The organism is Thomasclavelia saccharogumia DSM 17460, from assembly GCF_000686665.1.
GTDB classification, from domain to species: Bacteria; Bacillota_I; Bacilli_A; order Erysipelotrichales; family Coprobacillaceae; genus Thomasclavelia; species Thomasclavelia saccharogumia.
In genome coordinates, this window is the sequence record NZ_JMLH01000004.1 from 17,525 (window position 1) to 31,201 (window position 13,677).

The 13,677-nt window shown below is 30.1% G+C and carries 10 protein-coding genes; all 10 read left to right on the forward strand.

Annotated elements, in window-relative coordinates:
- The first annotated feature begins 17 nt into the window (after positions 1 to 17).
- The 10 genes from BR82_RS0101965 to BR82_RS0102000 all read left to right on the forward strand — a co-directional run bounded on the left by BR82_RS0101965 (position 18) and on the right by BR82_RS0102000 (position 13,260).
- On the forward strand, positions 18 to 1,421 hold the full coding sequence (locus BR82_RS0101965; protein ID WP_027088793.1) for a TrkH family potassium uptake protein: 1,404 nt from the start codon (positions 18 to 20) through the stop codon (positions 1,419 to 1,421).
- An 11-nt stretch (positions 1,422 to 1,432) separates the two neighbouring features.
- A complete protein-coding gene (locus BR82_RS0101970; RefSeq protein WP_027088794.1) occupies positions 1,433 to 2,095 on the forward strand; it encodes a potassium channel family protein in 663 nt (220 codons plus the stop codon).
- A 230-nt stretch (positions 2,096 to 2,325) separates the two neighbouring features.
- On the forward strand, positions 2,326 to 3,351 hold the full coding sequence (gene trkA, locus BR82_RS15005) for a Trk system potassium transporter TrkA (protein WP_240474493.1): 1,026 nt from the start codon (positions 2,326 to 2,328) through the stop codon (positions 3,349 to 3,351).
- A gap of 172 nt (positions 3,352 to 3,523) precedes the next feature.
- A complete protein-coding gene (locus BR82_RS17595; protein WP_240474494.1) occupies positions 3,524 to 3,688 on the forward strand; it encodes a TrkA C-terminal domain-containing protein in 165 nt (54 codons plus the stop codon).
- A 4-nt stretch (positions 3,689 to 3,692) separates the two neighbouring features.
- Complete coding sequence (locus tag BR82_RS17600; RefSeq protein WP_240474495.1) at positions 3,693 to 3,905, forward strand: hypothetical protein; 213 nt, start codon at positions 3,693 to 3,695, stop codon at positions 3,903 to 3,905.
- Between the two features lie 20 nt (positions 3,906 to 3,925).
- Complete coding sequence (locus tag BR82_RS15010) at positions 3,926 to 5,131, forward strand: TrkH family potassium uptake protein (RefSeq protein ID WP_335324198.1); 1,206 nt, start codon at positions 3,926 to 3,928, stop codon at positions 5,129 to 5,131.
- A gap of 43 nt (positions 5,132 to 5,174) precedes the next feature.
- The gene (locus tag BR82_RS0101985; RefSeq protein WP_027088795.1) at positions 5,175 to 6,353 is read left to right on the forward strand and encodes a deoxyguanosinetriphosphate triphosphohydrolase family protein; all 1,179 of its coding nucleotides are present in this window, start codon (positions 5,175 to 5,177) and stop codon (positions 6,351 to 6,353) included.
- 64 nt (positions 6,354 to 6,417) lie between these two features.
- Positions 6,418 to 6,744: a cyclic-di-AMP receptor gene (locus BR82_RS0101990; protein WP_027088796.1), complete on the forward strand. Its 327-nt coding sequence runs from the start codon at positions 6,418 to 6,420 to the stop codon at positions 6,742 to 6,744.
- 54 nt (positions 6,745 to 6,798) lie between these two features.
- Positions 6,799 to 8,463, forward strand: a complete 1,665-nt coding sequence (locus tag BR82_RS0101995; protein WP_027088797.1) for a GNAT family N-acetyltransferase — start codon at positions 6,799 to 6,801, stop codon at positions 8,461 to 8,463.
- Between the two features lie 372 nt (positions 8,464 to 8,835).
- Positions 8,836 to 13,260: a discoidin domain-containing protein gene (locus BR82_RS0102000; RefSeq protein WP_161635114.1), complete on the forward strand. Its 4,425-nt coding sequence runs from the start codon at positions 8,836 to 8,838 to the stop codon at positions 13,258 to 13,260.
- Positions 13,261 to 13,677 lie beyond the last annotated feature (417 nt).

A 13,677-nucleotide genomic window follows, 5' to 3' on the forward strand; every position in this document is an offset into this window, starting at 1 on the left:
GAAGGTCGAAAAATGGTATGAAATTCGAAATATTGAAAAAAAGACGTGAACATCATGCAATGCGTCCCACTAGACAGATTGCACTTAGTTTTTTAGCAGTAATTTTTATTGGATCGATTTTATTAAGTTTGCCGATTTGTAATAATGGAAGTCCGACATCATATTTAAATAATTTATTTATTGCGACCTCAGCAACATGTGTTACGGGATTAGTACCAGTTGTAATAAGTGAACAATTTAATTTGTTAGGACAATTGATCATTATTATTTTGATTCAAATTGGTGGTTTAGGTTTTTTAACATTTTTAAATTTACTTTTAATAATGGTCAACAAAAAGATTTCTTTGACTAATAAAATAGTTTTACAAGAAGCTCTTAATCAACCATCTTTAAATGCAATTCCTAAATTTGTAAAAAATGTAATCAAATATACTTTTATGATCGAAGGAATAGGTGCCGCTTTATTGTGCTTTGTTTTCGTTCCTGATTATGGCTTAGTTAAAGGAGTATATTTTGCTTTTTTTCATGCTGTTTCAGCATTTTGCAATGCCGGATTTGATGTTTTAGGAAGTAATTCGTTGATCGGTTATCAAAGTAATGTAATAATCAATATTGTTATTCCAGCTTTAATAATTATGGGTGGTTTAGGTTTTATTGTTTGGTTTGATGTAGCTAAAACAATAAAAAAAGAGCGTCATAAACCATCTAAATTTAACTTCCATCATTTATTTAAAAATTTCAGCCTACATACTAAGCTAGTCTTAGTAATGACTGCTATTCTATTAATTGCGGGAATGATCTTATTTTATTTATGTGAATTTTATAATCCTTATACTCTTGGTAAATTAAAGTTTTTAGATCAATTACAGGTGTCTTTTTTCCAATCGGCAACATTACGAACAGCAGGGTTTGCAACTGTAGATATAGCAAGTTTATATCCGTATACTAAATTCATGATGTGTATTCTCATGTTTATTGGTGGTTCACCTGCTGGTACAGCGGGCGGAATTAAAACAGTAACTTTTGCAATCAGTATTTTAATGGTCTATAATATATATCATGGTAGAAAAGAAGTAGCTGTGTTTGCTAGAAGAATTCCTAAACGTTTAATTATTCGGTCATTTGCGGTTATTACAATTGGGATTTCACTAGTATTAATGAGTATCTTTATTTTAAGCATTAGTGAAAATGCTCCATTTATTGATATTATGTTTGAAGCTATTTCAGCTTTTGCAACTGTAGGATTAAGTGCATCATTAACACCATCGCTTACAGTAATAGGCAAAGTGATAATTATTATTTTGATGTATATTGGTAGAATTGGACCAATTACTTTAATAATTTCATTTGCTAGAAAATCTTATATTAATGCAGGAAAAAAAGAAGTAAGATATACAGATGGTAATGTCTTGTTAGGTTAGGAGTAGAAAAAATGAAAAGTAAACAATATGCAGTATTAGGTTTAGGGGTGTTTGGATCAACTGTTGCAACAACATTGGCACAATATAATTGTGAAGTTATTGCAATCGATATAGATGAATCATGTGTCGAAAGAATTGCAGATGAAGTTACTAAAGCAGTTGTTGCTGATACTACAGATATTGAGCAATTGCGGGCATTAGGTTTAGATGATATTGATGTTGCTATTATAGCCATTGGTACTCATTTAGAAGAATCTGTTTTAACAACGATGAATGTAAAAGATCTGGGAGTTCCATATGTAATTGCCAAGGCAAAAAATAAGCAGTTTTCTAAAATATTAGAAAAAGTAGGGGCTGATAGGGTAATCAGAGCTGAAAAGGATATGGGAATCAAAGTGGCTAAATCATTACTTAGAAAAAATATTGTTGATTTAGTTGAATTAGATAAAGATTATTCTTTTGTTGAAATAAATGCACCAGTTGAATGGATCGGTAAAAGTGTTCAAGATTTAGATATTAGAAAAGCGTTTCATATGAATGTTATTGGGGTAAAAGATAGTACTGATAATATGACATTAAATATTGGGGCTAATTATATTGTGAAAAACGGAGATCGTTTTTTAGTTATTGGAAAAACTGTAGAATTGGAACGGTTTGATTATTTTATAAAATAGAAAAAATGGATAATAAATATTTACTAGAAAGTATGGAAATTTTGATTAATTTCCATACTTTTATTAAATAGGAATAGAATAATTTCGCTATAAATTCATTAAATAATAAATAATATTTAAGTATTTGTTAATTATCTTGTATTTTAGCTAAAATATGATAAACTTCTTTTGATGTCGTTGAGAAAATCTTAAAAATGAGCTACAATGGATGTATTAGGGGGTATCTTTAGATGAAGATTATTATTTTGGGTGCCGGTAAAGTAGGAAAAACGTTAACCCAATATATGGCTAATGAAGATCATGATATTATTGTTATTGATCAAAATGCAGCTAAGATCAATGATGTTGTAAATCAGTATGATGTAATTGGAGTTGTTGGAAATGGCGGGTCATATGATATTTTAATGGAAGCAAATGCTGATGAGGCAGATTTGATCATTTGTGTAACCGCTTCTGATGAATTAAATATTTTAGCTGGTTTAATGGCAAGAAGAATGGGAACGAAGCATACAATAGCCAGAGTTAGAAATCCAGATTATTCTAAGCAGCGTGATTTTATGAGAAATCAATTAGGATTTTCATTGATTATTAATCCAGAACTAGAAGCTGCAAATGAAATTAGAAGAACATTATCTTTTCCATCAGCAGTAAAAGTTGAAACTTTTGCTAGGGGAAAAGTTGAACTTGCTGAGTTTAATGTTGGTGAAGATAGTCAGCTTAATAATATCCAATTAAGTAAATTAAATAATATTTCTAGAGCTAATATTTTAATATGTGCAGTAAGTCGAGATGATGAAGTAATTATTCCTGATGGTAATTATGTGATTAAAACTGGCGATCATTTATATATCACGGGTGCTCATCGTGATTTAACGAGATTTTGTTTAGATATTGGAATCATTACTAAGCAAATAAAAAAAGTAATGATCATTGGTGGGGGAAAGATTGCATTTTATCTAGCTAAGCAATTGAGTGTTTTAGGAATACGTGTGAAAATAATTGAAAATAATATAGAAAATTGCAAGATATTAGCTAAAAAACTACCTTTTGTTACAGTTATTAATGCAGATGGTAGTGATGAAGAAATATTAGTTGAAGAAGGAATTGAAAATATTGATGCATTTTTAGCTTTAACAGGATTAGATGAGGAGAATTTAGTTTTATCTTTATATGCTAAAAAATTATATCATAAAAAAACAGTAGCTAAAGTTACCAGAATGGATTATGCAGGATTAGTTAATAGTCTTAACGGTTGATACGATTATTTCACCAAAAAGTGCTATTGCTGCTCAAATCATTCGTTATGTAAGAGCTAAAGTTAATAAAGATGATGATTCCAGCGTCAAAACTTTATATAAGATCGTTAATGGAGAAGTCGAAGCAAGTGAGTTTGTAGTTACTAATAAAATTTCTTTTTTAGGTAAGACGTTGAATGAATTAAAATTAAAAAATCATATTTTAGTAGCAGCTATTTCTAGGGGCAATGAAATGATCGTTCCTAAAGGGGGAACTACAATTGAATTAGGTGATCATGTAATTATTATATCTCGTGATGAAAAATTAAAAACATTAAATGATATTATAAGGAGATGATCAAGTGAATAAAAGAATGATTATTTTTACATTAGGAAAGTTATTACAAATAACTGGTTTACTAATGTATATACCAGTAATAGTTGCGATAATATATCAAGAAACTGAGGGAATAAGTTTTGCGGTTCTTGGTGCTTTGATCTTTTGTTTAGGAACAATTATTTCATATAAACGCCCAACAAAAAAAATATCTATGCCCGTGAAGGATTTGTCATAGTTGCTTTAAGCTGGATCATTATTTCAATTTTTGGTGCTTTACCATTTTGTTTGACTGGAGAAATTCCTTCATTTATTGATGCCCTTTTTGAGATGGTATCGGGCTTTACGACGACTGGTTCTTCGATCTTATCAGACATTGAGGCTTTAAGTCATGCAAGTTTATTTTGGCGCAGCTTTTCGCATTGGCTTGGTGGGATGGGAATTTTGGTTTTTGTGATTGCTTTTGTGCCTATTTCTTCGGGTCGTTCTTTACATATTTTAAGAGCTGAAGTTCCTGGACCGGTAGTTGGTAAGCTGGTTTCTAAAATTCGTTTAACGGCAAGAATTTTATATATTATCTATGCTGTTTTGACATTAATAGAGACTGTTTTATTGATGTTTGGAGGAATGCCATTATTTGATAGTCTTTTAAATTCATTTGGAACAGCTGGAACAGGTGGATTTGCAATCAAAAATGCCAGTATTGCAGCTTATGATAGTGCGTATATTGATATTGTGATTACAGTTTTTATGATTTTATTTGGAATTAATTTCAATTTGATTTATTTTGTAATCATTGGAAAAATCAAAGAAGTATTTAAGAGTGAGGAATTGCGCTGTTATCTTTTAATTATTATTGGTGCAACGGTTTTGATTACAATTAATATCTTACCAATGTATAAGTCAGTTTTATCAGCGTTGCGTTATTCGAGTTTTACAGTAGGTTCAATTATTACAACAACAGGATTTGTAACAGCTGATTATGGTAAATGGCCGATGTTTTCACAAATGATCATTATTATTTTAATGTTTATTGGTGCTTGTTCAGGATCAACTGGTGGGGGAATAAAAGTATCAAGAATCATTATTTGTTTGAAAAATGCTAAAAAAGAATTGAAACAATTATTGCATCCCCATAGTATTCAAACAGTTAAATTTGAAAATCAGTCAATAGATGATCATGTAATTGCCAATATTCATTCATATTTGGTTTTATATTTAGTTATCTTTGCAATATCATTGTTGATCTTAACAATCTTTAATTTGGATTTTAAAAGTGCGTTTTCAGCAGTTGCAACTTGCTTAAATAATGTGGGACCAGGTTTTGATGTGGTTGGGCCTGTAAGTAATTTTTCGTCATTATCAGATATCTCAAAACTTGTCTTATCTTTTGATATGTTGGCAGGTCGATTAGAAATTTTTCCAATTTTATTATTATTTGCCCCATCACAGTGGCGTAGATAGCATAAAAAATAATAAATTGTGTAGACTATAAAGAGGTGATTTGATGAAAAAAGAAGAACTTGTAATCAAAAATGCTCTTCGATTAACAAGAGAAGCAGATAAACATCTTTCTGTCTATGCAACTAAAAATAATGATTGTATTAAAATAAAACATATTATTAAGGATAAAGAAGAATTTGATATTCGCTGGCCTTTTGAAGAAGATATAGATCGGATTTTATATTGTAAATCATATCAGCGTTATGTCGATAAAACGCAGGCTTTATCCTTTTTTCGTAATGCTCATATTTCTAAACGTTCGATTCATGTTCAATGGGTCAGTCGGATTGCAAGACAGATAGGTAGAGGTCTAAGCTTGAATTTGGATTTAATTGAGGCAGCTGCTTTAGGTCATGATTTAGGTCATGCACCTTATGGTCATGTGGGAGAAAAAGCATTGAATGAAATTTTACAAGAAAAGGGTTATGGCTATTTTGCTCATAATGCAAATAGTGTACGAAATATTTTGTTTATTGAAAGAAAGGGAACAGGATATAATGTCTCGTTACAAGTTTTAGATGCTATTTTATGTCATAATGGTGAGATGTTATCAAAAAAATATATACCTGATACAAATAAAACAGTTAAACAATTTTGGCAGGAGTATGATGATTGCTGGCATAAGTGTGATACAAGTAAAAAAATTCGTCCAATGACATTAGAGGGCTGTGTGGTTAGAGTCTCTGATGTTATTTCATATATTGGTAAAGATATTGAAGACGCTATTCGGGTCGGAATCATTAAGCAAAGTGATCTACCTAAAGAGGTTACTGATGTTTTGGGTTTTGATAATAAATCGATGATCAATCGCTTGATTGGAGATTTAGTAATTCATAGTTATGAATTGCCCTATTTACGCTTTTCCAATGAAATTTTTGAGGCATTAAAAAGTTTATTAAATTTTTTAACAGTAAAAGTCCATCAACATCCTGTTTTAGTAAAAGAAAATGCTAAACTTATTAGAATAATTAAACAATTATATGACGTTTATTATGAAGAATTAACAGATCCATTAAATAAAGATTGTAAAATAAAAGCATTTGTTGCTAAGATGTCATCACAGTATCAACGTAATGATCCTGCTTTGATCGTTGCTGACTATTTATCAATGATGACAGATTCTTATGTTTTAAATGAATATGAAACAATTTTTTTACCAATTCAGCATAATAAAATAATATAAATTATTTTATTTGTATTATCTTTTTTAAATTCGTAGTATAATAATTTTATAAGGAGGAGTTACTATGAAACTAATTATTGCAATCATTAATTCTGATGACAGTTCAGCTGTTCAAGGAGCCCTTACGGAAAAGGGATATTTTGTTACTAAATTATCTACAACTGGGGGATTTTTAAAAAAAGGGAATACAACATTTTTTGTTGGAACTAATGATGATAAAGTTGAAGACTGTATTTCGATAATTAAAGCTAATGCTAAAAAACGAGTTGAAAAAGAACCAACTATTCCTCCAACTGAAATGGGAGAGTTTTTTACACCAATCATGGTAGATGTTCTAGTCGGTGGAGCAACTGTATTCGTACTTAATATTGATCAGTTTGAAAAATTCTAAAAAAGAAGTAGCGATGCTACTTCTTTTAGCATATAATGTTTTAAGGTGATAATAATGGAGTATAGGTTAATAAAAGAAAATGAAATAGAAGCAGTAATTAAATTGGTTTGGCAAGCTGCTCAAGAATTTATCTTTACTAATTTAGAAAGTAAGGGATCAAAAGAATTTGATCAGCTAAATACAAAAGAATTTTATTTAGATAAGTCTAATCTTACATATATTTGTTTAAACGATAATAAAATTATTGGTATGGTTAGTTTAAGTAACGGAAAGCATTTAAGTTTATTGTTCGTAGATAAACGATATCAAAAAAAGGGAATTGGTAAAAGATTAGTAGAAATAGTTGATAATTTAGTTTTAGGTGATCTTAAAGTTAATGCTAGTATTTATGCTAAATCATTTTATGAACAGATTGGATTTAAATTAGCAGGCAGTTTGGAAAAAAAAGATGGTATATTATATTATCCAATGATTAAAATTAGAAATGTTGAAAAACGTTTTTGCAATTATGATGAAGTTGTAGATTTTATTAGTAGTCAGAAAAATCGAGTTTACAGTCTGGATAATTTTAAACAGTACATGGAAGATTTAGGTAACCCGCAATTGATTTTAGATTGTGTTCACATTGGGGGAACTAATGGCAAAGGCTCAACAACTAATTATATTAAAGAAGTATTAAAACAGGCAGGTTATAAAATTGCCACTTTTACATCTCCAGCTTTATATTCAAGATTAGATATTATAAGAATCAATGATCAATTTATTGATGAACAGACGATGGTCAACTATTCTAATCGTTATGTTGATTTATGGTTAAAGTATGAGATTTCTATGTTTGAAATTGAAGTATTTATTGCGATTATGTATTTTATTGAACAAAAAGTAGATTTTGCGTTATTTGAAGTTGGATTAGGTGGTTTATTAGATGCAACGAATATTATTATGCCTAAATTAGCGATTAATACTAATATTGGTTTAGATCATGTCGATTATTTAGGTTACGATTACCAAAGTATTGCTTTGAATAAAGCAGGAATCATTAAAGATGGGATAGATTATTTAACTGGTGAAACAAAAGCTGAATGTTTAGCTGTATTTAATGATGTATGTCGCAAACATCATAGTAAACTGTTGACATTACAGCCAATTACAAATATTTTAGATAGTAACAATGTTAGTTATCGTTATCGTGGTTATGATATTATTTTAGATACACCAGCTTTATATCAAGTATATAATAGCGCTTTGGCGTTTGAATCATTATGGTATTTAAAAGAATATGGAATTGTTACTTTTAGTGATGATGATTTGTTACAGGGAATGTATAATGCGCACTGGGCTGGACGATTTGAAATCATCAATATTGAACCACTTATTATTATTGATGGTGCTCATAATAAGGAAGGAATTGATGCTTTTTATGAATGTGCTAAAAAATATGACAATATCAAAATAATTTTTAGTGCGCTTCGTGATAAAGATTATAAGCATATGATTGAAAAACTTTTACAGTTGACTGATGATATTACAATTTGTGAGTTTGAACACGTTAGAGCTAGTAATGCTAAAACTCTTGCTAGTGGTTTTGATGTTAAGATTGAACCTAATTATAAGGTGGCGATTGATGAGGCATTTGCTCATACGGGAACAGTGTTTGTTACAGGATCGCTATATTTTATTTCTAAAGTCAGGGAATATATTATGAATAAGTCAAGATAGAAATTTATAAAATTAATTTAAAATATGAAAATAAAGATGGTTTTAAGTTAAATTTAATAGTTTATATCATTATTTTTCATAGTAAGATAAGTATATAATATATTTTTAGTATATAATAACAAATTTTTAATTTTAATAAAAAACATTGACTATATTAATTAGAAATGGGATAATAACTTATGTAAGGATTGTTACTATTTAATTAGGCGAGACCTCAAAATATTTAAAATATTTTGAAGCTCGCTTTTTTGCATTTGTAAAAAATTTTATTTTAACAATGTTTATGGGAGGATTTAAAAAAAAGGAGGTATGTCTAATAAACATAATTTGGATTATTTATTACAAAAATATTATAAAAAAGGAGAAATAAAAGTGAAAAGGACTAAAGTTTTAAAAAGATTTTTTTGTTTTATGCTTAGTATTTTAGTTGTAACATTTCTTTTTCCAACTAAAATTAATGCAGTCCAAATTATTAATTGGGCTAGAATGGAAGGTGTTGTAGCAACTAGTGATTGTGCTGATGGTGATTTGACACCAGATAAAGCTATTGATGGTGAAGTAACAGAAAGAAAATCAAGGTGGTCAAGTAAAAATATTTGGACAACTGATAATCCAGCTGAGTACAATCATACAGCTTGTCATGATCATTGGTTACAACTTGAATTTCCTGGTGAAGTAAATATTCATAGTGTTAAAATTTATTGGGAACTTACTAATGCTGAGATTTATTCAATTGAGTCTTCATTAGATGGGGAAAATTGGGAAACAGTTAAACAATTTAATGAAACACCAGATGCAGTTCAAACAATTGAATTTGATGAGGTTGTTTCTTTAAAATACCTTCGTCTTCATACTGAAAAAATGGATATTACAGATACCGTAAATCCAATTCATCCATATTATCAAAATGTTTCATTATATGAAATGGAAGTTTATGGTGAAGCACCAGCTACAAAAGAAATTAATTTATCGATGATGAAAAATGTAGTTGCAACTAGTGATTGTTCAACTGGAACATATGCGCCAGAATTAACAATTGATGGGGATGCATCATTTAAATCAAAGTGGTCTTCTGAAAATATTTGGACAACTGATAATCCAGCTGAGTACAATCATACAGCTTGTCATGATCATTGGTTACAACTTGAATTTCCAGAAGTTGTTAAAGCTAATTCTGTAACTATACGATGGGAAAAAGCAAATGCAGAAATATATTATTTAGAATCTTCAATGGATGGCGAAAATTGGGAAACAATTAGAAAATTCACAGAAATGCCATCGCCTCTTCCAGAAGGAATTGATCCTGTCACTGCACCAGAAACGCCAGTGAATCAAGAAATTATTTTTGAAAATACGATACAATTAAAATATATTCGTTTAAGAACAGAAAAAATAAATATCGATGGTGATGTTAATATTTATTATCCATATCATCAAAATATAGTTATTTATGAATTTGAGGTTTATGGTGATGATCCAGATTTTGAAATTAGCGCAGTTGCTGCTGATGTAGAAGCACCATATATTATCAATAATCCAGATGGAACAAGAAAATTATCTATGCCAGAAGTACCAGAAGGTTATGAAATCGAATTGATGGGTGCTGATTATGAACAAGTTATTGGTGATGATGGAACTATTTATCAAACAATTGAAGATAAAACAATTACGCTTGGCTACGTTGTTAAAAAAGAGCATCGTAGTGTAGAAACGTCAGCTTTTGAAATTTTTGTACCAGCATCTGTTTCACCGTTGACTAATACCCCAAACGCTAAACCATTAGTATCACCAGAGTTAGCTGAGTGGCGAGGAAGTGTAGGAAATTTTGAAATAACTGAAAATTCGCAAATTATACTAGGTGATGATTGTCTTTATAAAACAGCTTTAGAATTTAGTAGTGATTATGAAGATATTACAGGAAGAAAATTACCAATTATAAAAGGAAAAGAATCAGATGTTAAAAAAGGAGATTTTTATTTAAATATTTCTAATGAAAAAAATGGACTTGGTAAAGAAGGATATTTTTGTAAAATCACAAATAATGTTCATCTTTATGGAGAAGATTCAACAGGAGTTTATTGGGGAACAAGAAGTATTTTACAAATTCTTAAACAAAATGGAACAAGTATTCCTCAAGGAGAAATTCGTGATTATCCAAAATATGAGATTCGTGGATTTGGAATTGATGTAGGACGTCAAACAATATCATTGAATATGTTAAAGGAAATTGCAAAAACAATGTCTTGGTATAAGATGAATGATTTACATATTCATTTAAATGATAATGAAATTTTAGGTTATTCTGGGAAAGTTGATTCTGTAGAAAATGCATTAACTGCATATTCTGGGTTCCGTTTAGAATCAGATATTCAAAATAGCAAGGGTGTCAAATTAACGTCAGAAGATATGTATTATACAAAAGAGGATTTTAAAAACTTTATTCAAGATTCACGTGGTATTGGTGTTAATATTGTTCCAGAAATTGATAGTCCTGCACATTCATTAGCATTTACTAAAGTATTTCCTGAGTATGCATTTACTTCTGATCCATCACATGTAGATCAGATTGATTTAAGTATACCTGGTGCTGTTGATTTAATGAAATCACTTTATAGTGAATATATCGATGGTGATGATCCAGTATTTGATAATGAGACAACTGTTCATATTGGAATGGATGAATATTTTGGAAATGGCGAACATTATCGCCAATATGGAAATACTTTAATTGATTTACTGGGTCAAAGAACAGTGCGTACATGGGGAAGTTTGAGTTATATTAAAGGTGCGACAAAAATAAATCCTGAAAATGTTCAAATGAATATTTGGCATACTATGTGGGCAAAACCAAATGCAATGTATGATTTGGGTTATGGACTAATTAATTCACAAAATGGAAAACTATATATTATTCCTGGTGGTGGCTGGGATTATCTAGATGATGAAAGAATTTATAATGAATGGACGCCTAATATTTTTGTTGACTCACAAAATAGTAATATTACTTATGAAATACCTTCATATTCTAAACAAATGTTAGGTGGGTCATATACGATGTGGCATGATATGAGTGGTAATATAGATTTTGGTTTATCAGAATATGATTCTTTTGATAGATTTGTAAAGCCACTTGCTGTTATTTGTGAAAAGTTATGGTCAGAGGGTCAAGATAAGACTTATGATGAAATAAAAAGTTTGTCAGAAATATTAGGGCTTGCACCAAATAGTAACCCTTATAATACAGTAACTTCAAAAACATTTACAAAACTTCAATATGATTTTGAGGATTTTGATTGTAAAGATAGTTCTGGAAATGACTATAATGCTATTACAAATAACGCAGAAATTGTAGCAGGAAAAAGAGGAAATGCTTTAGATCTTACAGGAAATAAAACTGTAACAACTCCTCTTAATACAATTGGTCCAGATAGTTTGATTTCGTTCTGGGTTAAACGTAATGAAAATTCAAGTGATAATGAACAGATTTTATTTGAAACAACAACACCATATGGAAAAGAAAATTCAAATGAAAAATTCCATGAATATCAATTTAAAGCCGTACAAAAAGATACTGGTAAAGTTGGATTCTCTCGAGAATATTATGATTATTCATTTGATTATACGCTCCCAAAAGGAGAATGGGTTTACTTAACAGTTGAATGTATTCAAAATATGACAAAATTATATGTTAATGGGGAATTAGTTGATACTTTAGGTAATAATAGTACACAAGAAACATATGCAACATTTTCATTTCCACTACATCAAATAGGCTCTAAAACAAAAGGATTTGAAGGAATGATTGACAAGTTAACTGTAACTGATGGCACATCACCAAAAGTTGCAGATACAACGCATCTTAGTGTAAAGCTACAAGAAGCAAAGGCTATTCAGCCAGATAATTATAGCGTAGATAGTTTTAATAATCTGCAATCAGTAATTGTAAATGCAGAAAAGGTATTAAATGATAATGCTGTTGATATTTTACAAAGTGACATAGATACACAAATTGAAATGTTAGAAAAAGCTATTGAAGGTTTGGTTGAAAAAGTTGATGAAACAAATAAATCAGCTTTACAAATTGCTATTGAAATGGCTGAAAATGCGGATCTAGAAAAAGTTGTACCAGCAGTTGTAGAAGAATTCAATGAAGCGCTTGCAAATGCTAAAACAGTATATGATGATGTTAAGGCAACGCAAGAAGAAGTAGATAATGCTTTTGATCGACTAGCTAATGTAATGCATATGTTACAGTTCTTCAAAGGTGATAAAACAGCTTTACAAAAACTGGTAGATCAAATTAATGGTTTAGAAACAAGTAAATATATTGAATCAACATGGAATGCTATGGTACCAGCATTAGATAGAGCAAATGATGTTTTAGCTAATGTTAATGCTATGCAAGAAGAAGTAGATGAAGTATATACAGAATTAGTAAAAGCGTTCTTGGATTTAAGATTAAAACCAAATAAAGACTTATTACAAGAGTTGATTAATAAAGCAAATGGATTAAATGCTGCAAGTTATAGTGCTAAGACATGGGATGTCGTAGCTAATGCATTAGAAGAAGCAGTTAATGTCTTAAATGATAGTGAAGCCAGTCAAGTACAAGTAGACAATGCTAAAGATGTTTTAACAAAGGCCATCGCTGGATTACAGACGGTAAATACTGTAAAATCAAGTGATACGACAACAAGTGTTAAAACTGGGGATAATGGATTAATTGGAATATTTGCTAGTTTATCTATTTTGAGTTTTGCTGGCTTAAGTTTATTAAGAAGAAAAGAGCAATATTAAATTTAAGATTTTATTAGTAAAATCGTGAGGCTTAATAACCTCACGATTTTTTAAGTGTGCCACGCATGGCATAAGACTAGATGGTGAAAGTCCATTGTGGGGGTTTCGTACTACCAACCACTAGCCAAAGATAAGGTATCCATCGTAAGATGCGAACGGGAGGAAGTTGGAGGCAAAGTCCTGACCCAAGGAATACGAACTATTTTAGGCATATGCTTACTGGATAAGGCTACTTAACAAACTAAAGTCCAATAGTACGATGGAGTAAGTGGTGTAAAGATAGTGGGTGCGTGGAATGAAAGTATTATGTCTTACTGTGGGAGGTCCTAGGAACATGATGAAAACGTAGTCATGGTGGAAACTGATAAGAACAAGATACAGAAACCTACAGAAATTAGATATCAACAAAAACAAGGT